The organism is Arthrobacter sp. SLBN-112 (genome assembly GCF_030944625.1).
In the GTDB taxonomy this organism is placed as follows: domain Bacteria; phylum Actinomycetota; class Actinomycetes; order Actinomycetales; family Micrococcaceae; genus Arthrobacter.
This window is the reverse complement of the sequence record NZ_JAUSXY010000001.1, coordinates 3,101,781-3,121,036: the sequence shown is the minus strand read 5'-3', so window position 1 is coordinate 3,121,036 and position 19,256 is coordinate 3,101,781. Positions and strand designations below refer to the sequence as shown.

At 67.8% G+C, this 19,256-nt stretch carries 20 protein-coding genes and 2 pseudogenes; 14 read left to right on the top strand and 8 right to left on the bottom strand.

Features of this window, described 5'->3' with window-relative positions; all coding sequences use genetic code 11:
* Positions 1–40: 40 nt before the first annotated feature.
* From QF050_RS14640 to QF050_RS14630, 3 genes are all read right to left on the bottom strand, one after another.
* Positions 41–880: a hypothetical protein gene (locus QF050_RS14640; protein WP_308931065.1), complete on the bottom strand. Its 840-nt coding sequence runs from the start codon at positions 878–880 to the stop codon at positions 41–43.
* 111 nt (positions 881–991) lie between these two features.
* Entirely contained in the window at positions 992–1,753 is a 762-nt protein-coding gene (locus tag QF050_RS14635; RefSeq protein ID WP_308931064.1) for a cytochrome b N-terminal domain-containing protein, read from the bottom strand.
* Entirely contained in the window at positions 1,750–1,917 is a 168-nt protein-coding gene (locus tag QF050_RS14630; RefSeq protein WP_308931063.1) for a hypothetical protein, read from the bottom strand. Before QF050_RS14630 ends, QF050_RS14635 begins: the two co-directional genes overlap by 4 nt.
* Before the next feature lie 194 nt (positions 1,918–2,111).
* Here QF050_RS14630 and QF050_RS14625 point away from each other — a divergent pair, with 194 nt between their 5' ends.
* Positions 2,112–2,345, top strand: a complete 234-nt coding sequence (locus QF050_RS14625) for a hypothetical protein (RefSeq protein ID WP_308931062.1) — start codon at positions 2,112–2,114, stop codon at positions 2,343–2,345.
* 56 nt (positions 2,346–2,401) lie between these two features.
* On the opposite strand, the gene QF050_RS14620 is transcribed toward QF050_RS14625, so the two are convergent.
* Positions 2,402–3,328 carry a sugar phosphate isomerase/epimerase family protein gene (locus tag QF050_RS14620; RefSeq protein ID WP_308931061.1) on the bottom strand — a complete coding sequence of 309 codons (927 nt, stop codon included), beginning with the start codon at positions 3,326–3,328 and terminating at the stop codon, positions 2,402–2,404.
* Positions 3,329–3,460: 132 nt separating this feature from the next.
* Positions 3,461–4,753 (bottom strand): BNR-4 repeat-containing protein, encoded by a 1,293-nt coding sequence (locus QF050_RS14615; RefSeq protein ID WP_308931060.1) that lies wholly within the window; start codon positions 4,751–4,753, stop codon positions 3,461–3,463.
* Between the two features lie 266 nt (positions 4,754–5,019).
* Here QF050_RS14615 and ribA point away from each other — a divergent pair, with 266 nt between their 5' ends.
* From ribA to QF050_RS14580, 7 genes and pseudogenes are all read left to right on the top strand, one after another.
* Entirely contained in the window at positions 5,020–6,876 is a 1,857-nt protein-coding gene (gene ribA, locus QF050_RS14610) for a GTP cyclohydrolase II RibA (protein ID WP_308931059.1), read from the top strand.
* 60 nt (positions 6,877–6,936) lie between these two features.
* Complete coding sequence (locus tag QF050_RS14605) at positions 6,937–7,875, top strand: 5'-3' exonuclease (RefSeq protein WP_308931058.1); 939 nt, start codon at positions 6,937–6,939, stop codon at positions 7,873–7,875.
* Between the two features lie 212 nt (positions 7,876–8,087).
* Complete coding sequence (locus QF050_RS14600) at positions 8,088–8,603, top strand: flavin reductase family protein (RefSeq protein WP_308931057.1); 516 nt, start codon at positions 8,088–8,090, stop codon at positions 8,601–8,603.
* A 135-nt stretch (positions 8,604–8,738) separates the two neighbouring features.
* Positions 8,739–9,041, top strand: coding sequence for a hypothetical protein (locus QF050_RS14595; protein ID WP_308931056.1), 303 nt, complete (start codon positions 8,739–8,741; stop codon positions 9,039–9,041).
* A gap of 31 nt (positions 9,042–9,072) precedes the next feature.
* Positions 9,073–9,618, top strand: coding sequence for a hypothetical protein (locus QF050_RS14590; protein WP_308931055.1), 546 nt, complete (start codon positions 9,073–9,075; stop codon positions 9,616–9,618).
* Between the two features lie 44 nt (positions 9,619–9,662).
* A pseudogene (gene hrpB, locus QF050_RS14585) lies at positions 9,663–12,267 on the top strand (ATP-dependent helicase HrpB).
* 153 nt (positions 12,268–12,420) lie between these two features.
* Positions 12,421–12,585, top strand: coding sequence for a hypothetical protein (locus QF050_RS14580; RefSeq protein WP_308931054.1), 165 nt, complete (start codon positions 12,421–12,423; stop codon positions 12,583–12,585).
* 4 nt (positions 12,586–12,589) lie between these two features.
* Here QF050_RS14580 and QF050_RS14575 read toward each other — a convergent pair.
* A pseudogene (locus QF050_RS14575) lies at positions 12,590–13,268 on the bottom strand (alpha/beta family hydrolase).
* Positions 13,269–13,336: 68 nt separating this feature from the next.
* Between QF050_RS14575 and ligD the strand changes: the two are divergent.
* Complete coding sequence (ligD, locus tag QF050_RS14570) at positions 13,337–14,359, top strand: non-homologous end-joining DNA ligase (RefSeq protein WP_308931053.1); 1,023 nt, start codon at positions 13,337–13,339, stop codon at positions 14,357–14,359.
* Positions 14,360–14,412: 53 nt separating this feature from the next.
* Here the strand turns inward: ligD and QF050_RS14565 are convergent, their stop codons facing one another.
* Positions 14,413–15,033 (bottom strand): L-threonylcarbamoyladenylate synthase, encoded by a 621-nt coding sequence (locus QF050_RS14565; protein ID WP_308931052.1) that lies wholly within the window; start codon positions 15,031–15,033, stop codon positions 14,413–14,415.
* A gap of 172 nt (positions 15,034–15,205) precedes the next feature.
* On the opposite strand from QF050_RS14565, the gene QF050_RS14560 reads away from it, so the two are divergent.
* The 5 genes from QF050_RS14560 to QF050_RS14540 all read left to right on the top strand — a co-directional run bounded on the left by QF050_RS14560 (position 15,206) and on the right by QF050_RS14540 (position 18,786).
* Entirely contained in the window at positions 15,206–15,637 is a 432-nt protein-coding gene (locus QF050_RS14560) for a VOC family protein (RefSeq protein ID WP_308931051.1), read from the top strand.
* Positions 15,638–15,768: 131 nt separating this feature from the next.
* Positions 15,769–16,443: a hypothetical protein gene (locus QF050_RS14555; RefSeq protein ID WP_374121573.1), complete on the top strand. Its 675-nt coding sequence runs from the start codon at positions 15,769–15,771 to the stop codon at positions 16,441–16,443.
* A 257-nt stretch (positions 16,444–16,700) separates the two neighbouring features.
* Positions 16,701–17,954, top strand: coding sequence for an anion permease (locus QF050_RS14550; RefSeq protein WP_308931049.1), 1,254 nt, complete (start codon positions 16,701–16,703; stop codon positions 17,952–17,954).
* Positions 17,951–18,172, top strand: coding sequence for a hypothetical protein (locus tag QF050_RS14545; protein WP_308931048.1), 222 nt, complete (start codon positions 17,951–17,953; stop codon positions 18,170–18,172). Before QF050_RS14550 ends, QF050_RS14545 begins: the two co-directional genes overlap by 4 nt.
* A gap of 47 nt (positions 18,173–18,219) precedes the next feature.
* The gene (locus tag QF050_RS14540) at positions 18,220–18,786 is read left to right on the top strand and encodes a dihydrofolate reductase family protein (protein WP_308931047.1); all 567 of its coding nucleotides are present in this window, start codon (positions 18,220–18,222) and stop codon (positions 18,784–18,786) included.
* 1 nt (position 18,787) lies between these two features.
* On the opposite strand, the gene QF050_RS14535 is transcribed toward QF050_RS14540, so the two are convergent.
* A complete protein-coding gene (locus QF050_RS14535; RefSeq protein ID WP_308931046.1) occupies positions 18,788–19,252 on the bottom strand; it encodes a hotdog fold thioesterase in 465 nt (154 codons plus the stop codon).
* Positions 19,253–19,256 lie beyond the last annotated feature (4 nt).

The following is a 19,256-nucleotide window of genomic DNA, read 5'->3' as shown; positions in this document are numbered from 1 at the left end:
CGGGTCGAAGGACGGGTCAACCGATTGGGTATCGCCACGCTCAGCGGTTCCGGTAGTAGTCCTTCCAGATCAGGCGATGGACCGGCAGCTTCCGCGGTATCGACCTCAGGCCGGGGATGAACGGCAGCAGCGTCAGCAGCGCGGTCAGCACGAACATCGTGGTCACAGCCAGTGCGTCGACGCTGGGGGAGGACTTGAACGGTTCCACCTGGTAGAGGAGCGAGAAGAGCCACAGCCAGGACTGACCCGGGGTATCGCCGGTCTCGTTCATGACGCCCCACTGGTCCCCGGACAGGTGCTGGCTTGCAGCAAGATCCGGGAAGTAGCCGCCATCTCCGAGGAACAGAAGGCTGCGCGTGTAGTCCATGTTGTAGAAGGTCCCACCGCCCTGGAGCACGCCGTCCAGGCTTCCTTGCCGCGCCATGTCAGCTAAAGCGCCGGTCAGCGCGGGGACCGGGCCGTAGGAGCCGTCCTCTACCTTGGCGGGGTCGTTATCGGGGGCCGCGGCGAGGGCATCGGAATAGGCGGATGCCCAGTCGGCGCGTTGCTGGTCCGTGGCGGCTGTCCAGTCAGCCAGGGCGGCCGGGGGCGATGGGAGCGACTCCAACGGGCCAATCACGAAGTCATGGGCGGTATCGACTGGAAGTCGGACGCCCGAGAGGCTTTGGAGGTCCACCGGACCAATCTTCTGCGATGCGTCCGGAGCGGAGTTGTACGGCGGCCCGTACCCTGCGGAGGCGGATGTTCCGGCCAGTTCCTTGGCCGCCGTTGCAACGAAGTCCGCCGGGGCGGAGGCGGCCCAGGATTTGAGGCTGACGCTGGGCTCATCAGGTGCACCGAAGAGTGCCGAGACGCCGAGTACCAGGAGTCCAACCACCACGACACCGATGGTGACTTCCTTGAGGAGGTCATATTCGCGGACACGGCCTGTCCACGGCCTGCCGGCAACGTCGTCCCTCTTCTGCCATGAGGTGGCGGCGCCCCTTGCCGATCACAGCGCTGCGTCCTTGGGTTCGGCTGATTTCCGAGGGGCGGCGGATCCCACCGGCCGGCCGGGCTCGGCAGGATGACCGGACTCCGGGCTGCTGTCGCGCAACTGGGCGTCGTCCTCGGTGGCTTCAAGCGGGGGCACGACGCCGTGGACCCGGACCAGCAGGACGTGGAGGACCACCACGGCCCCCACCGCCAAGGGCAGCAAGGTGATGTGCCACACGAAGATCTGTCCGAGGTCGGTCACGTTGAACCAGGCGCCGACCCCCACGGAGTTCAGCGCGTCCTTGGCTTCGAAGGCAATCCACTGCGAATCGAAGTTCGTTTGGAGGAGATAGCCGGTGAAGGCCGCCACGATGGAAACAACGAACGAGAGCATGCCCGTGATCCAGGTCAGGACCCGGCCACCACGCCAGGCCGCCATCCAGAACTTCAGCCAGAGGTGCACCACCATGAAGATGAAGAACAGTTCCACGCTCCACAAGTGGCTGCTGTTGACGAAGCCGCCGAGTGAGGAAACGTGATACCACTGGGGCCCGTTCAGTCCCAGCACCACCCCCGAAACGATGATCCACACCAGCGAAGCGACAGCCCCCATCCCGAAGACATAGGCCCACGACATCACATAGCTTGGCTGGTCCTCGGGCAGGAGCTTGTCCGGGGGAAGCTTCCCCAACAACCATCTGCGGGCCTTTCCCGTCCACGTATGAGCGTCGGCGTCCTGCCCCGGCATGCCGGGCGCCGGCTTGGCCCGGGTGCTCACTTCCGCCCCCTCCCACCGGGAAACGGCAGGACGAGGGCCAGGACGAACAGAATGACCATCACTGCGATCACCACGAGGTTTCCCGACTGGATGGTGAAGCCGTCCCAGCCAAAATAGGTTCCGGCACCCACCGTCGCCGCGCCCTTGACTAGCCACCTGGCCATGGAATCCTCGATTCTGTATAGGTCCCCGGGGTGGAGTCCACCACGGCCAAATGTCCATCGCTAGAGTCATTCGTCCCTGCATCTGCGATGTCCCGCCCGGGCGGGGCCCTTGTCAGCCCCGGCGCGCTTCCGGCGTCGTTCGTTCCCGCGGACGCCGTGTATACGCGCGGCATAGTCAATGCCATACTGCGGTGATGAAGATGACCACCTGGTGGCCGCTGGTCGGTGCGGAAACGCGCGCCTGGCTCATTGAACACAACGGTGAGACCTTGCCGCCCCCTGTTGTCACGGAGATCATGGCCGTCACCGGTGGCTCGACCGATCCTGAATGGTGGGCGGGAGAATCAGCTGACCGTCCCCGGCTTACCGACGGGGCCGTGGATTGGATCGAGGCTGTCGCCAACGGCGAGGAGCCCCCCGTCGGCTGACGCTGCTCCTTGGAAGGTCCAGGGGGAGTAGTCGAAGTTCAGGTCAGGGTCGGCGTTCATGATGTCTCCACGGAAGGCCTGGGGCCGGGAAGGTACGGCGGGTCGGCGTCGTTGGCTCCGGACGGGCCGGGCCAGTGGCGCCGGAACCACCGCGCCGCGGATCCGAGCGCTTCGTCCAGGCGGGGTGCGTCGGGGTGCCACGCTTTCTCCCACTCCAGGCAGACGGGGCCGGCGTAGCCGGCGTCCCGGAGCAGTCCCGCAAAGGCGTCGACGGGGAGGGTACCGGTGCCGATGAGCGCCGGGGTCCGGCTGGCGGGCAGCCGGGCGTCCTTGACCTGGACGCTGCCCGGTCCTTGGCTGAGCCAGGGGTGCAGGGCCCGCCACGTTTCGTCGAGGGTTTCACCGACCCGCCACGGGTGCATGAGGTCCCATACTGCGCCCACCGGCCCGTCGACCATATCCAGGATGGCGGCGATGTCGCTGCCGCGGGGGTGGGAATCATGCGTTTCAAGCGCCGGGTACGTTCCCAGGTCCCGGGCCAGGCGGACGACGGCGTTGAGCCGCCCGGCTGCCAAGGCGTTGCTTTCCTGTCTGGGTTGGACGGTTTCGGGAACCCGGTGGTACCCGCAAGGGTGTGCAGGGGCGCCGGGGAACACCCTGACGGCCGGCGCGCCGAGATCATGGGCGAGGATCAATGCCGCTTCCAGCGCTCCCACCACCAGGTCATCGGCAGCCGGTTCCGCGACCCTGATGTAGCTGGCCACTCCGGTTACGGCCAGGCCGGCACCCTCGATCCTGGACCGGAGTTCCGAACGTTCGCGCCGGGTCATGGCCGGGCCGGCGATCTCGCCGCTGCCCAGCCGCAGCTCCACGCCCCGTGCAGCCTGCCCGGCCAGCCAGGACAGGACCGTTTCCAGGCTTTCGCCGGGTGCCCCAAGCGTTGACACCGTCAGTATGGGTTGGATCTCCTCCGGGCGGTGCATTTGTCTTCCTGGCTGGTCGCGGGCACTAATAACGTTTCAACCCTGACGCACGGGTCGCCGCGGGGTCAACGGTATGCGCCGATTCGATCAGACTCGGTCACCGGCCCCTGCCGCGGTCCGCAGGCGCCGGCATTACTGCAGGACCACCACTTCTGTTTTATAGGCCTGGGACGAGGCCATACTTCCGCGGAACCAGCAGACAGCGTGCACGGACGGATCCCCGGGCGGGACCATAGGCCGGAGATTGTCCACCGTGGAGCCTGCGGTTACCGCTTCCCAATCAAAGGTGGCACCGCCATCCAGCGTCCGGCCCCGGTAAATCTCGTAGTGTTCGGTGGCCTGCCCGGTCCGCGGGTTGACCGGAGTGGAGATGTACACCTGGTCCAGATCATGCGGATCCACCGCGCCCAGGCCCGTGTAGTCCTGTTCGTGCGGCAGCAGCGCCGCGCCTGCGGCCGCCAGCGGGTAAAGATTCCACTGCGTCCCGTCGAAGCGGGCGTACAGCAGGCGGTGATCATCGACGTCGAGCGGCTGCTCCCGCTGGAGCGGGCCGTTGACGTCGTTGGCACGGCAGCTGATGATGGCGGCCAGGTCCTGCCCGCGGCCGCGCAGGTCCACGGTCCAGCCGTGGGTAAGGATGTCGCCGCCAATTTCCATGCCTGCCGCGAACACTGTGGTCAGGGCAGCCTGGTTGATCCCCGGGGAGCCGATCAGCGGCTTGCTGACCACCCGCCCCTGGGCGTCGTGCAGGGCGTCGTCACGGAGGTAGCCGTGGTAGATGCTGTTGTTGAAGTCCCGCGGGTGGTGGTCCGTGGTGATGAGGTCGATGCGGTCCGTGCCGTTTCCGCGGTAGCGGGTGTAGCCGTTGACGTAGCCAATCTTGGGACGGGTGAAGAGTTTTCCGCCGAACCGCCACGTGGTGCCGTCATCCTCCGACACCATGAGGCTGGGGTCATCGTTGATGGCACGGACAAAGTTGTACACCCGGGACTCCGCAGCGAGCCGGTGCAGGTTCGAGTAGGTTGCGCCGCGGCCGCCGGCCAGCCCGGTCCAGTCGAAGTGTCCTTCCGGGCCCCATTCAGAGGCGTCATGTGGCCGGGTGGAGATCCGCCAGCGGGAATAGTTGTCCGTCTTGTGTTTGGCGTACATCGCCAGGTAACGGCCGTCAGGCCTGATGAGGAGCGCCGGGGCGTTGTGGTCGTCCGGCTCCAGCCTCCGGTGGACAACGTGGACCTGGCTGTCCCCGGTGGCGAGGTCCAGGACCGCGATCTCGATGTTCCCGCCCCGGCTGTCACCGCCGGCGCCTTCGGGAGCGGCCACGGAACCGACCAGCAGGGTGTTATTGGCCGGATCCACCAAGGCCCGTTCGTCCTGGAACCAGCACCAGGCTCCGTTGTCATTGATGGTGGTTTGCCTGCCGGTCATCGGAATCCTGCTCTCGTTGCGGGGTGGGTTCCACCGGTGAACGCGCCGCCCGGCGCCAGCCACGGAGCGGTCAAGGACTGTGTGGTTGGACCATATGGAAGTATCGGGGCCGCCGGGTCGGGTGGTCAAGGGCGGGGCCGAAACCGGTCTGATTCGAACGTCCAGCCAGTCCGCGACTTTTCCGGACAAAATACTTGAAGCTTGAACTACTGCAGATTACACTTACTTTAATCTTCAACCATTTATGATGATCGCCGAGGCCCGCAATGACCGCAATTGCCCATTCCGCACCGCATTTCTCCGCCCTGCCAGCTGCTGCCGTCCGCAGCCGGGTCAGCGTCCCGCTCCGGTTCGCCGACGGCTACGGCACCTCCGCCGACGTCATGACCTTCCATGGCCTGGTGGACGGCCGGGAACACCTGCTGCTGGCCCTGGGCGACTGGGAACAAGCACTGCTGGGCGGCGTCACTGCGCCGCTGGTCCGGCCGCACAGTGAATGCATGACAGGTGACGTTTTTGGCAGCGAGCGCTGCGACTGTGGACCGCAGCTCCGGGAAGCCGTTGAACGCATTGCCGCCACCGGGGGATTCCTGCTGTACCTCCGCCAGGAAGGCCGCGGCATTGGCCTCTACTCGAAACTCGATGCCTACGCCCTGCAGGACCAAGGCCTGGACACGTACGACGCCAACCTCGCGCTTGGCCATGGCGAGGATGAGCGGGATTACACGGCGGCAGCCCAGATGCTCAACGCTCTGGGCGCCACCTCAGTCAGGCTGTTGAGCAACAATCCCGACAAGGCTGCGCAGCTGGCCGCGCTCGGCATCGCCATTAGCGAAATGATCCCCACCGCCGTCCACCTCTCCGAATCCAACTCCCGCTACCTCGCCGCCAAGCGGGACCGGACCGGACACACGCTGGAGCTCGGCCAGGCCGCCGTCGTCCGCACGGCGCCGGCCGGTTCCCGCCATACTCCCGGCCACGTGGGCATGCTGGGCCGCGTGGAGGCCCTGGTCCCCGGCCTGCGGGCCAGGGCGGAGGAGACCGAGCGGCAGCGCCGCCTCCCGGAAGAGACGATGCGGGAACTGCGGGCCGCCGGAATCTTCCATCTCCTGGCACCGGCAGGCGTTGGCGGATACGGCCTGGGCGCGCAGACTTACGGCGAAGCCATCAGGGGCCTCGCCCGGGGTTGCGCCTCCACGGCCTGGACCGCCGGGCACCTGGCCGAGCATGCCTGGATGCTGGCGCACTGGCCCCGGAAGGTACAGGACGAGGTCTTTGCCGGTGGCCTGATGCCGCTCGCCGCCGCAACCAGTGCCCCCTTAGGTTCGGCGCGCAAGGCGCCCGGCGGCTATGCCATTTCGGGCCACTGGAGCTTCGCCTCGGGCATCATGCACTCGGAATGGGCCCTGTTGGCGGTGCAACGTGAAGGCGTCCGGTTGCAGGCGCTCGTTCCGCTGGCAGACCTGGAACTGGTGGACGCCTGGCATACGGACGGGCTAAGGGGAACCGGCAGCAACGACCTGCGCGCGGACTCGCTCTTCGTTCCGGCGGACCGGGTCATGGACTGGACCGTGCTCAGCGGCCCGGGCAACCCCGGCGCCCGGCTCCATCCGGAACCCCTTATCTCCGCACCGATGTCCACTTTGCTGAACCTGGTGGCCCCGGCCACGGCCCTTGGCTCCGCGGAGTATGCCCTGGAGCTGTTCCGGGACCAGCTGCTGCGCCAGAAGGAAAAGAACGGCATTCGCACCCGTCAAGCAGACTATGTCCCGGCGCAAACCCGCTACGCCAAGGCTTCCGGGCTCGTGGCCACTGCCCAGCTGCACTGGCAGGCGGCGTTGTCCCTGCTGGGCGCGGAAGGCCCGGCGGCGTCGGGACTGGCAGCGCGGGAGCGGGCCTCGTTCCGGCTGTCGCTTGCCCTCAGCGCGGAGGCAGCCCAGGAGGCGGTCCGGCTCGCCGTCGCCGGATCGGGCGGCAGTGTCCACCGGCTGTCCCATCCGCTGCAGCGCATCCAGCGCGACGTCAGCGTGCTCCTGAGCCATCCCACGCTGGGCATCGACCCCATCCTGGAGCAGGCGGGCCGGGGCCTGCTGGGCATGGAATTCACCACCCCGTCCTTCTAGCGCGCGCAGCATCCGCAGCCGGGTGCAGCCCCGGAAGCCAAATCCGTGTCAGGATCAGGTATGCCCCGGCGACTGATGCTGCTCGACACTGCCTCCCTGTACTTCCGTGCCTTCTACGGCCTTCCGGACAGCATCCGGCGGCCGGACGGTACGCCGGTAAATGCCGTCCGCGGCCTGCTGGACATGATCGCGCGGCTCACCACCGACTACCAGGCAACCCACCTTGTGGCCTGCTGGGACAACGACTGGAGGCCGCAGTGGCGGGTGGACCTGATCCCCACCTACAAGGCCCACCGCGTGGCGGAGGCCGTACCGGGCGGGACCGACGTCGAGGTGGTTCCCGAGGGCCTGGAGGCCCAATTGCCCATGATCCGCCGGACCCTGGAGCTCGCCGGCATCGCCATCGTGGGGGCAGCCGAACATGAGGCCGACGACGTCGTGGGCACCTATGCCAGCCATGCCGCCTTCCCGGTGGACGTGGTCACGGGGGACCGGGACCTGTTCCAGGTGTGCGACGACGAACGCAACGTCCGGGTCATCTACACGGCGCGCGGCATGAAGAACCTCGAGGTCGTCACCGAGGAAACGGTGGTGGCCAAATACAAGGTCCTGCCCCAGCAGTACGCCGACTACGCCACTCTGCGCGGGGATGCCTCCGACGGGCTGCCCGGCGTTGCCGGGATCGGTGAGAAGACAGCCTCATCCCTGCTGCTGAAGTACGGCACCCTCGAAGGGCTGCTGGCAGCGGCGGATGAGCCCGGCCCCGGGGTATCCGGTCCGGTCCGGGCCAGGCTGGAAGCCGCCGCCGAATACCTGGAAGCAGCCCCCGCCGTCGTACGCCTGGTCCGCACCCTGGAGCTGCCCACCCTCGACGAGGCGGGCGCCCAGCTGCGGCCCGTGACCGGCGACCGCAGGGCCGAGCTGGAGCAGTTGGCCGCCGAGTGGAACCTCGGCGGCTCCGTCCGCCGGCTGCTGGCCGCACTGGACCAGCACTCCTGAAGGACACGCCGGGTCCTGCGTGGGCTGAGCCAGGAAGACCATTTGTTGCGTTAAGCGGAGACATGCTGGACGTCCCGGAGCGTGGTTCGATGACGCCGGGTGTACGGCCCGTGACATTTCGTTGCGGCGCGCGTCGGCGCATGTCAGAGGGCTTGTACGCGCCAATTCGCTGGTGGTTTGGTGAGGTAACGATCCAAACGAGAGGCCATATCATGACTGCCACACCAGATCTCGCTCCGCGCCGGCTTCGGGATATTTTTGGAACCTTTGCCAGCGGCCTGACGGTAATTACCGGTTCCGCCCCTGAGGGGCCGGCCGGCTTTACCTGCCAGTCATTCGCGTCCCTGTCCCTTGAGCCGGCGCTCGTCACCTTCAGTCCGGCGCGTACGTCCACCACGTGGCCTGTGCTGCGCCGTGCCGGCTCCTTCACCATCAACATCCTCCCGGCCGAACACCAGCACCTTGCGGGGCAGTTCGCCCGCTCGGGGGCGGACAAATTCGCCGGGGTCACCTACAGGTCGTCGCCCCTGGGCAACCCCGTCCTGGATGACGCGCTTGCCTGGCTCGACTGTGAACTGCACGCAGAGCACGACGGCGGCGACCACACCATCGTGGTGGCTGCGGTGCGGGATCTGGATGCCCGGGTGGACGCTGAGCCCTTGTTGTTCTTCAAGGGGCGCTACGCAGGGATCGCGCCGGCGGAGCGCCTGCTGGAAGCCGCGGGCTGACCGGTCACTTCGGTTCTTGGGCGCGGCTGCCATCCGGGTGGCAACCGTCCGTGCTGTTGATTCAATCCCGTCAAGTAGTAAGCTTGCTGAGCAATACAAGTAAGTGTGCTGACTAAATGGGATGGAGCAGGAGCCATGGGCGTGATCTTAGGGACGGCCCTGTCGGTGATGCTGACCGTTGGCGGCGTGGCGGTCGCAGCGGAGGGCGGCCCGGGAGCCGTGCAGCACTACACGGCAGGACACGTGCTCCTCGGGATGGGGATCGGCCTGTTCCTCACCACCTTGATCCGCGCAGGCGCGCGCCATGTCCTGGCGCGGTCAACCTCCACTTCGCGGGGGACGCAGGCACCGCAGGACTGTGCGGGCCCCGGCACCGTAACCGTCCTGCCCCTGCGGGCCGCATCCGTCGTCCCGCTCCGGGGCCGGCATGCGGCCTGATCGCGGGCCCGTCACCGGGAGCGACCCTGCTTTGGCGTCGCGCTCTGAGGGCGCCGTGCCCGGCCGCCGCCGCGGAATGCGTGTCCTGATCCTCGTGTGCATCGCCGTCGCGGCCTCGCTGGTTGCAGGGGCAGCGGCCATCGGTCCCGGGCGCACCGACCAAAGCCTGCTGCGCGGATTCCAAATCCGGGTGCTGGGCATCAGCCAGGCGGCGGCCGAAAACAGGCTGGACGGCGCCTTGGCCGCGCTCCAGGCACTGGAGAATGACCTTGGCAAGGCGGCGGCGGACGGGCGGCTTTCGGCCGAGCGGTACAACGGTATCGAAAGCGCATTGGCCTCAGTCCGTGCTGACATCACAGCGCAGGTGGCGGCAGCGGCGCCTCCCGAAGCATCAGGGGCTGATGCAGCGGCGGCCGATCTGTCCGGGGCGCCGGTGGATACCGGGCCCGTTCCTGCTGAACCTGCCGTGGCAGCCGTCGCGCCGGAACCTGTGGCCGCCCCCGACGCTCCGGGAGCAGCGCGTTCGAACACGGCGAAGGAAGCCAAGGGCAAGGCTAAGGGCCAAGGCAAGCCCTGACCCTGGCGCCAGCGAGCCCTTCCCGGTCAGGGGAGAATGGACGGATGACTCCTCCTGGCGGACACCCCGACGACGGCTTTGACCTCGGTGCCATTGGCGCCGGGCTTGCCTTCGCGGCGTCCCTCCCCGGGTTGAGGGAGGCGCTTGAAACCGGCCCCGGGGCCGCCGCCGTCGTGCAGGCCCCGCCGGGAACAGGAAAGACCACCCTCGTCCCGCCGCTGCTGGCCAACCTTGTTGGTCGCCCGTCGCGCCGCGTCATTGTCACCCAGCCGCGGCGCGTCGCGGCCCGGGCAGCAGCCCGGCGGCTCTCGGAACTTGACGGCAGCCGGGCTGCCGGGCGCGTGGGCTACACGGTCCGCGGCGAACGCCGCGCGGGGCCGGACACCCGGATTGAGTTCGTCACCCCCGGCATCCTGCTGCGCCGCCTGCTGGGGGACCCGGGGCTGGACGGGACGGCCGCCGTCGTCCTGGACGAGGTGCACGAACGCGGCCTCGAAACTGACCTCCTGGTTGGCATGCTCGCCGAGGTCCGCGAGCTGCGCGGCGACCTTGCCGTCGTCGCCATGTCCGCCACCCTCGACGCACCACGGTTCGCTGCGCTGCTGGGCACCTCCGGCGGCCCGGTGCCCGTGGTGGACTGCCCGTCGGTGCACTACCCGCTCGAGGTGCAATGGGTCCCGGCACAAGCGCCGCGCCTTGACGCCAGGGGAGTGACGCGGGCATTTCTTGACCAAGTCGCCGCCACTGCCGTGGAGGCCCACGCCGCGACGGACAGCTCCGTGGACGCCCTCGTGTTCGTTCCGGGGGCCCGGGAGGTCTCCCACGTGGCCGCGGCCCTGCGTGGCAGGCTGGGCAGCGGTGTGGATGTCCTGGAACTGCACGGCCAGGTGGGTTCGGCGGAGCAGGACAGGGCGGTGTCCGGACGCCGACCTGGCGGCAGCCCAAGGATCATCGTCTCCACGGACCTCGCCGAGTCTTCCCTGACGGTACCCGGCGTACGGTTGGTCATCGATTCCGGCCTGGCCCGGGAGCCGAGGCGCGACTCGGGCCGCGGGATGAGCGGGCTGGTTACGGTGTCCTGTTCCCGGGCATCCGCCGAACAGCGCGCCGGACGCGCCGCCCGGCAGGGCCCGGGCACGGTGGTGCGCTGCTACAGCCAGCAGGCCTATGGTGCAGCACCGGCGCACGTCACGCCGGAAATCAACGTTGCGGATCTGACCAGCGCCGCACTGACCCTGGCCTGCTGGGGCTCACCCGGCGGGGAGGGCTTGCCCCTGCCGGATGCGCCGCCCCGGCAGGCCATGGACGACGCCGTCGAGGTCCTTCGGGAGCTTGGCGCCGTGTCCGACGACGGCCACGTGACGGCGGAGGGCCGGCTCCTCGCCGCAGTACCCGCCGATCCCCGGCTGGCCCGGGCGTTGCTTGAAGGCGCCGCCTCCGCCGGGAACCGGCTGGCCGCCGAGGTGGTGGCTGCACTCTCCGGGGACCACCGCGCGCCCGGTGCGGACCTGCCCCGCCTCCTGTCCCAGCTCCGGGCCGACCCCGGGCCCGCCGGCCGGCGTTGGGCCGAGGAAACCAAACGCCTTGCGTCCCTGGCCCGCCGGCAGCCGGACGGCCGTGCCCCGGTTCCTCCGGCCTTGCCCGGCCAGGGCGAAGCTGTTGGTGCCGTCGTCGCCCTCGCCTATCCCGACCGCGTGGCACGCCGCGTGCCTGGCAGCGAGGGGTCCGGGCAGTACCTGTTCACGTCGGGCACCCGGGCGGGACTCCCCGGAGGCAGTACCCTGTCAGGCCACGAATGGCTGGCCGTGGCCGAAGTTTCGCGGGCGGAGGGCCGGGATGCGGCCGGAACCGGTGCCGTGATCCGCGCCGCAGCACCCCTATCCGCCACCATGGCCGAAACGGCGGCCGCGCACCTGCTGGCCGATGCCGTGGACACGCACTTCAACGCAGGGCGCCTGACGGCCCGCAAAACCAAGCGGCTGGGTGCGATCGTGCTGTCCTCGACACCGGTGCGTCCCACAGCGGCCCAGGGCAGGACAGCGGTGGCAGCCGCTTTCCAGTCGGGCGGGCTGGCAGCCCTTTCGTGGCCGACGGCGGCGGCCTCCTTCCGGAGCCGGCTCGCCTTCCTGCACCACCAGGTGGGGGAGCCGTGGCCCGATGTCTCGGATGCGGCGCTGCTGGCCCGGCTGGAAGAGTGGCTGGGAACCGGGTTGGAAGCCCTCGCCGCCGGGGCGTCGGTGGATTCCCTTGACTTGGCCGGGGCGCTGCGCGGGCTGCTTCCCTGGCCCGAGGCCGCCAGGCTTGACGAACTCGCCCCGGAATGGCTTGACGTGCCCAGCGGTTCGCGGATCCGGATCGAGTACCCGGGAGCCGGGTGACGGCGGCGCCGCGCCCGTAGTGGCGGTGAAACTCCAGGAGTGCTTCGGGCTGGCCGAATCACCGCGGTTGGCCGGCGGCAGGGTGCCGGTGCTCTTCCACCTGCTGTCCCCGGCCCGCCGCCCGCTGGCCGTCACGGATGACCTGACCTCCTTCTGGTCCGGCCCGTACGCCCAGGTGCGCACCGAAATGCGGGGCCGCTACCCCAAGCACCCCTGGCCGGAGGATCCATGGTCAGCCCCGGCCACCGCACGCGCCAAACAGCGCAGCTAGCGCCGGCTACCGGCGGTGCACAGCGCCCGCGGCCTGCCCGTGAGATCTCCGATACACAGCCGAAACCTCTTGTCGCCGTGGTGAAACATCCGCTGGCTAGGCTCCTTGCTACATGGACGGCGTTGTCCATTCACCACCAGGAAGGACGGAACCATGTTTCTCTTGAACAGCCTGAACCTTTTGCTCGATGTCCGGCGCGGCGACGACGGCCGGCGCCACGAGGGCCAGTCGGGGGAAGCCGCCACGGCGGGTGCTTTCCCTGCCGGGCAGCTCACCTCCGCTGCGTGGGAGGGCTGGTGGCACGAGGACGCCGCTTAGCGTCCTAGGCGTGCGCGGCGATAAACCGGGCCACCGATGCCGCCAAGGACGCGCCCACTTCATCGGCAGGCCGCTTCCTGCCCGCCACCGCAAAGGAGTGGTCGCCGCCCTCCACCCACTCCAGCGCGGCTGTTGGTCCAATCCGCGACACAACGCCTGACAGGAGGGCCGGTGTGGCAAACGTGTCGCGGGTTCCCTGCAGGAACAACATGGGCGTGGCCATGCCATACAAGTGTTCGTCCCGGAGTTTCTCCGGCTTGCCGGGAGGATGCAGCGGGTAGCCCAAATACACCAGGCCCGCTGCGTCCATCCCCTCGGCAACAGCCATGGACGCCATCCGGCCGCCAAAGGATTTCCCCGCTGCCCAGATGGTTCCGGGATCCCCATGGGCTTCAGCCTGGGGTCGAGGCAGCGGCCATCGCGGCCCGCCACGCGGCGATGGCTGCCGGCGGGCGGTCAGGGAACTTCCGCCCCGCCTCCCGGTAAGGGAAGTTGAAGCGCAGCGTCGCCAGGCCCAGGGAGTTCAGGGCATCCGTGAACCCGCGTAGAAACGGGTGGTCCATCCCGGCGCCCGCGCCGTGCGCCACTACAACTGTTGCCGTGGGATTCTCCGGGCGTGCGTAGCTGGCCGAAAACGTTGCGTCACCTGCGGTGATGACGAGCTGCTGGTCGTCGTGGGGCATGGGTCCATCATGCCTGAGCGCAGCCGCATATGCCGGTCCGCGCCCGCGGCCGGGTGTACGTTGTCCCCATGGCGAGTGAACAAACCACCATCACGGTTCCCGGTCCCGAAGGTCCGCGCGAAATGCGCATTTCCAGTCCAAGCCGCGTTCTCTGGCCCGACCTCGGATTGACCAAACTGGACCTGGTGAACTACATCTGCGACGTCGGCGGGGCGTTCATCGCAGCGAACGGAGACCGGCCGGTGGCGCTGCAGAGGTTCTCCGGCAACATCGACGGCGAGCAGTTCTTCTCCAAGAATCCGCCCAAGGGCACCCCCGACTTCATCCGCTCCGTGAAAGTCGTCTACCCCAGCGCCAGGTCCCACCCGCAACTGGTGTTGGACGAGCCCGCGGCCGCCGTCTGGGCCGTCCAGATGAACACGGTGGTGTTCCACCCCTGGCCGTCCCGGGCAGAAAACACCGACAACCCGGACCAACTGCGCATCGACCTTGACCCGCAACCCGGAACAGACTTCGGCGACGCCGTCCCCGCCGCCCTGGTCCTCAAGGACGTCCTCGCCGAAGCGGGCCTTACCGGCTTCATCAAGACCTCCGGAAACCGCGGCCTGCACGTCTACGCACCCATCGAACCAACCCGCGAGTTCCTCGATGTCCGCCACGCCGTCATCGCCGCGGCCCGTGAAGTTGAGCGCCGCATCCCGGACAAGGTCACTACCGCCTGGTGGAAGGAAGAACGGGGGCGCCGGGTGTTCCTCGACTTCAACCAGGCCAACCGTGACCGCACCATCGCGGGCGCCTACAGCCCGCGCGCGCTGCCGCACGCCCCGGTGTCCTGCCCCATCACCTGGGCGGAACTGGAACACGCCGATCCGAAGGACTTCACCGTCCTCACCGTCCCGGAGCGGCTGAAGACCGTCGGCGACCCCTGGGCTGACTTCCACGCCAACCCCGGCACCATCGACACCCTGCTGGAGTGGTGGGACCGCGACTGCAAGGACGGCCTGGGGGAGATGCCCTTCCCGCCGGACTACCCCAAGATGCCGGGCGAACCGCCCAGGGTGCAGCCCAGCCGGGCGCGCAAACAGGACTGACGGCACCGTCCCAAGGGCACCGTCTACAACGGCCCCCGTGGCAGGGGAGGCCGTTACTCGAAGCGGGACGCGTCGCCCATGCCGTGCCGGACAACTTCCGCCACGCCACTGGAGAAATCCACCACGGTGGTGGGCTCGGCTCCGCAGTCCCCGGCGTCGATCACGGCATCCACCTGATGGTCCAGCCGCTCCTTGATCTCCCAGCCCACGGTCAGCGGGTCCTCCTCGTCCGGCAGCAGGAGCGTGCTGGAAAGCAGGGGCTCACCGAGTTCGGCAAGGAGCGCCTGGACCACCCGGTTATCCGGAATCCGTACCCCCACTGTTTTCTTCTTCGGGTGGAGCAGGCGCTTCGGAACCTCCTTGGTGGCAGGGAGGATGAACGTGTAGCTGCCCGGAGTGACGGCCTTGATGCTGCGGAAGACGTCGTTTCCAATGTTCACGAGCTGTCCCAACTGGGCAAAATCCCGGCACACGAGCGTGAAATGGTGCTTGTCATCCAGGTGGCGGATGCTCCGGATGCGGTCCAGGGCCTCCTTGTTGCCCATCTGGGCGCCCAGGGCATAGCAGGAGTCCGTGGGGTAGGCGATCAGGCCGCCGTCGCGAATGATTTTGACTGCCTGCGCAATGGCGCGCGGCTGGGGGTCGTGCGGGTGAACATCAAAGAATCTGGCCATGACCCGAGCCTACGTTCCCGGGGCCGCGCCGCACCATCTCCGGGGTGTCCGGGCTGTCTTTCCGGGTCCGTGAAACACGGGATGAACAGGGGAGGCATCCCCTACCGGGCCAGGGCCGGATCGGGCAGGATGGAGTCTGCACCCGTTCCGGTCACGTGAAGGAGAACCCGCTATGCCCACCATCCTCAATCCCTACCTGAGCTTCCGGGACAACGCCCGCGAGGCAATGAACTTCTACCAGTCCGTCTTCGGCGGCGAACTGACGATGAGCACGTTTGCCGACTTCCAGGCCAGCGACGATCCTGCCGAAGCCGAGAAGATCATGCACGGCATGCTCACCACCACGCAGGGCATGGTGCTCATGGGCGCCGACACCCCCAACAGCATGGAATACCACCCGGGTTCGTCGATTTCCGTTTCCCTCAGCGGCGACAACGAAGCAGAGCTCCGCGGCTACTACGAGAAGCTCAGCGGCGGGGGCGGCACGGTGACAGTCCCCATGGAAAAGGCGCCCTGGGGCGACGTTTTCGGCATGTGCAGCGACCGGTTTGGCGTGTCCTGGCTGGTCAACGTCAACGGCGCCCAAGCCACACAGGCTCCCTGAGCGGCGGCCCCTGCAGGCCGTGGCTGGGACGGCAGGCCACCGCTGTCCCCGCCACGGCCTGCTGAATCCACCCCGCCCAACTCCTTGAGGCGGGCCCCTCATCCTGCGAGGATGGACACGTGAGTCCACTTATGGATTTTCTTGCCGACAAGTGGTGGCTGGTTTTCCCGCTGATGGCGTTCGCCGGCCGTTGGGCCGGCGGCTGGCGCCGAGCCGCAGACCGGCGTCACCGGCGCCGGGTTGAACTGTACAACCTCAAGAACCGGGCGCGCGAAGCCGAGAGGGCGTCCACGGCCGAGGTGCGGGCGCTGATGGCTGCCCATGACGCCACCAACAAACGGTGGCTGGACTACGAACTCGATGTCGGCAAGCTCATCGACTTTCCGCTCATGACGGACGTCCGTGAGCCTCTTACGGTCGCCTTCCTGCGTGCTAAGCGGGAAGCAGACGGCCAGCGGCCGGCATCCGCCGCGGACCTCACCTCTGTGACCGGCCTTGAAGCGTACCGGCAGGCCGTCAATAACTTCGCGGTGGCGCTGGACGTGGCGGAACGGGAAGCCAAGCGGATCAGGGACAGCAAGTTCAGCGGTCCCGAACGTGAACGGCTGGCCACGGCACGGAAGCTGCTGATGATTGCGGAGAACCAGGCGGCGACGCCCGCCGAACGCCAGGCAGCCTACAAGCGGGCCCGGCGGGAACTGGACGGCCTGATCGTCCTGCCGGATGTGACCGTCGCCGCCATCGAGGAGAAGATCGCCCCGGAACTGGACGCGCCGCCCCGGCCGGCGCAGTTCCACCAGGGCTGACACCGCGGTGTACGGCACGCGCCTCGTCTCGGCCGCGTTGCCGCGGAATTGCGTCCGCCGGAAGGGGACTGCCGCTCGTTTTCCGGGCCCGGCCACTGTTTTGTCCTCATGCCGGGGACGCGTACGATCGATAAGGTTTCCCGCCGGTCTTGGCCCCCGCCGCAAGTCATTCCACGCAAACTGCTGGTGAACTATGCTGTGCAAGGCAGCCTGGTAGGAGAAACTGCTGAACGTCGACTCTGCAGATTGGGCAACAGGTGGATATCACCTTCATGGTGGCGCTGGTCATAGCACTGGCACTATTTTTCGACTTCACGAACGGGTTCCACGACACCGCAAACGCCATGGCCACACCCATCGCAACGGGCGCCATCAAACCGCGGACAGCGGTGGCCCTGGCTGCCGTCCTGAACCTGGTGGGCGCCTTCCTCTCAACAGAGGTGGCCAAGACGGTGTCGGGCGGAATCATCCGCGAAGGATCCGGAGGCGTGCAGATCACCCCGGAGATCATCTTTGCCGGACTCATGGGAGCCGTCCTGTGGAACATGGTCACCTGGCTCAAGGGCCTGCCCTCCAGCTCATCGCATGCACTCTTCGGGGGCTTGATCGGCGCCGCCGTGGTCGGGGCAGGATTCAGCTCCGTCAACTTCGAGAGCCTGCTGCAGAAGGTCATCCTTCCCGCCGTCTTTGCCCCGGTCATAGCCGGCCTTGCAGCCTATGTGTGTACCCGCTTGGCCTACGCGCTCACCGCCCGCCACGATCCTGAGACGGGCAACAAGCTCACCCAGAAGCGTGGCGGCTTCCGCACCGGCCAGATCTTCACCTCCAGCCTGGTGGCCCTTGCCCACGGCACCAATGATGCCCAGAAGACCATGGGCATCATCACCCTGGTCCTGATCGCCGCCGGCAGCCAGGCTCCCGGCTCGGGTCCGCAGCTCTGGGTCATCACGGCCTGCGCCCTGGCCATCGCGATCGGCACCTATGCCGGTGGCTGGCGCATCATCCGCACCATGGGTTCGGGCCTGACGGAGGTAAAGCCCGCGCAGGGCTTTGCGGCTGAGACCAGCACCGCGTCCGCCATTCTTGCCTCCTCCCACCTTGGCTTCGCCCTCTCCACCACGCAGGTGGCATCAGGCTCAGTCATCGGCTCCGGAATGGGACGCCGTGGAACCACCGTCCGCTGGAACATGGTGGGCAAGATCGCGCTGGGCTGGCTATTCACCCTGCCGGCAGCGGGTATCGTCGGCGCCTTGACGGCACTGCTGGTGGAAACCGGCCCCGTGGGCGTGCTCATCGCCGCGGTGGCCGGCAGCGCCGCAGTGCTGTTCATGTTCTTCTACTCGCGCAAGTCCTCTGTGGGCCACCAAAACTCCGTCGAGGTCGAGGAAGCCGGCCAGGCCGTCCGCTTCGCCAAGAAAAAGGCCATGGCACGCGCCCGGGCCAAAGCGAAAGAACAAGCCAAGGCCGAGGCTGACGCAGCTGCCAACACCCCCAAGGAGAATCAGCGATGAAGTGGTTGGAACTCCTGACCGTCGCAGGCACCACCCTCGTATCCGCCGCCGTCGTGGTTACCCTTTATTCGCTCGGCGTCAGGTTTACCGCAATCGCCGCTGACGCCCAGCAGTCATCCCCCGGAGTCAAACGCTCCGTCGCCTACCTGTGCTTTGGCCTCTGCGGCGTGGCTGTGCTGCTCGGGCTGTACCTGATCATCCCGTACTTCACCAAGTAGCAGGCACGGTCCTGGGCAGCGCCGCCGGCGTTGGCTAGGCTGGGCCCATGCCGCGCATCCAATATTTCGTAGCCGCGTCCCTGGACGGGTTCATCGCCACGTCCACGGACGATCTCGGCTGGCTCCTGCAGTTCGACGGCTTCGAGGGCGGAGCGGAGAGCTACGACGCCTTCATAGCCGGGGTGGGATGCATTGTCATGGGCGGGGAGACCTACGCCTGGCTGCAGGAGCATGACGCCGGAACTTGGCCATATGCGGGCACGCCAGCCTATGTTTTCACGCACCACGAGTACACAGCCCCCGATGGCGCCGACGTCACGTTCGTCCGCGGAGACGTGGCCGAGTTCATTCCCGACTTCCGGGAGTCCGCGCAAGGCCGGAACATCTGGGTGGTGGGCGGCGGCAACCTGGCAGCCCAGTTTGCGGATGCCGGCCTGCTGGATGAGATCATCCTCTCCCTTATTCCGGTGGTGTTGGGGGAGGGTAAGCGGCTCCTGCCGCTGGCGGGCCCGACGCCGCCCCTTGAGCTGGCTGCCTCCCGCACCCTGGGCAGGGGGATCGTCGAGTTGCGCTACCTGCTGGCCGGGGGAACAGCCGGTCCTGGCACTGCCTGATTCAGCCGGCGTTGTCCCGGAGCATGTTGGTGATCCGGGCGGATGACAGCCGCCGCCCCCGGGCGTCGGTCATGACCACTTCATGGGTGGTGAGGGTGCGGCCCAAATGGATAGCGGTGCACGTACCCGTTACCAGGCCATTCGCAATTGACCGGTGATGGGTGGCGTTGACCTCGATGCCGACGGCATGCCGGCCCGGGCCCGCGTGCATCCCGGCGGCGAACGAGCCAAGGGTTTCCGCCAGCACCACGTGGGCGCCGCCGTGGAGGATTCCCGCCACCTGCGTATTGCCCTCCACCGGCATGGTGGCAACGGTCCGTTCAGGGCTCATCTCCAGGAAATGGATCCCCATTTTGACCACCAGGGCGCCGACGCCGAACGTGCCCAGCCAGTCGTGCATGTGGTCGGGAATACCGGCGGCTGCCAGCTCCTCGGCGAAGGGGCCCGGCGTGAAATTGTCTGTCATGGCA

Coding starts and splice junctions, on each gene's coding strand:
- QF050_RS14615 (WP_308931060.1), bottom strand. CDS start 4,753: ATGACCGGCAGGCAAACCACCATCAATGACAACGGAGCCTGGTGCTGG.
- QF050_RS14580 (WP_308931054.1), top strand. CDS start 12,421: ATGTTTCTCTTGAACAGCCTGAACCTTTTGCTCGATGTCCGGCGCGGC.
- ligD (WP_308931053.1), top strand. CDS start 13,337: ATGGCGAGTGAACAAACCACCATCACGGTTCCCGGTCCCGAAGGTCCG.
- QF050_RS14620 (WP_308931061.1), bottom strand. CDS start 3,328: ATGCACCGCCCGGAGGAGATCCAACCCATACTGACGGTGTCAACGCTT.
- QF050_RS14565 (WP_308931052.1), bottom strand. CDS start 15,033: ATGGCCAGATTCTTTGATGTTCACCCGCACGACCCCCAGCCGCGCGCC.
- QF050_RS14625 (WP_308931062.1), top strand. CDS start 2,112: ATGAAGATGACCACCTGGTGGCCGCTGGTCGGTGCGGAAACGCGCGCC.
- QF050_RS14605 (WP_308931058.1), top strand. CDS start 6,937: ATGCCCCGGCGACTGATGCTGCTCGACACTGCCTCCCTGTACTTCCGT.
- QF050_RS14600 (WP_308931057.1), top strand. CDS start 8,088: ATGACTGCCACACCAGATCTCGCTCCGCGCCGGCTTCGGGATATTTTT.
- QF050_RS14545 (WP_308931048.1), top strand. CDS start 17,951: ATGAAGTGGTTGGAACTCCTGACCGTCGCAGGCACCACCCTCGTATCC.
- QF050_RS14630 (WP_308931063.1), bottom strand. CDS start 1,917: ATGGCCAGGTGGCTAGTCAAGGGCGCGGCGACGGTGGGTGCCGGAACC.
- QF050_RS14535 (WP_308931046.1), bottom strand. CDS start 19,252: ATGACAGACAATTTCACGCCGGGCCCCTTCGCCGAGGAGCTGGCAGCC.
- QF050_RS14555 (WP_374121573.1), top strand. CDS start 15,769: ATGGATTTTCTTGCCGACAAGTGGTGGCTGGTTTTCCCGCTGATGGCG.
- ribA (WP_308931059.1), top strand. CDS start 5,020: ATGACCGCAATTGCCCATTCCGCACCGCATTTCTCCGCCCTGCCAGCT.
- QF050_RS14595 (WP_308931056.1), top strand. CDS start 8,739: ATGGGCGTGATCTTAGGGACGGCCCTGTCGGTGATGCTGACCGTTGGC.
- QF050_RS14560 (WP_308931051.1), top strand. CDS start 15,206: ATGCCCACCATCCTCAATCCCTACCTGAGCTTCCGGGACAACGCCCGC.
- QF050_RS14540 (WP_308931047.1), top strand. CDS start 18,220: ATGCCGCGCATCCAATATTTCGTAGCCGCGTCCCTGGACGGGTTCATC.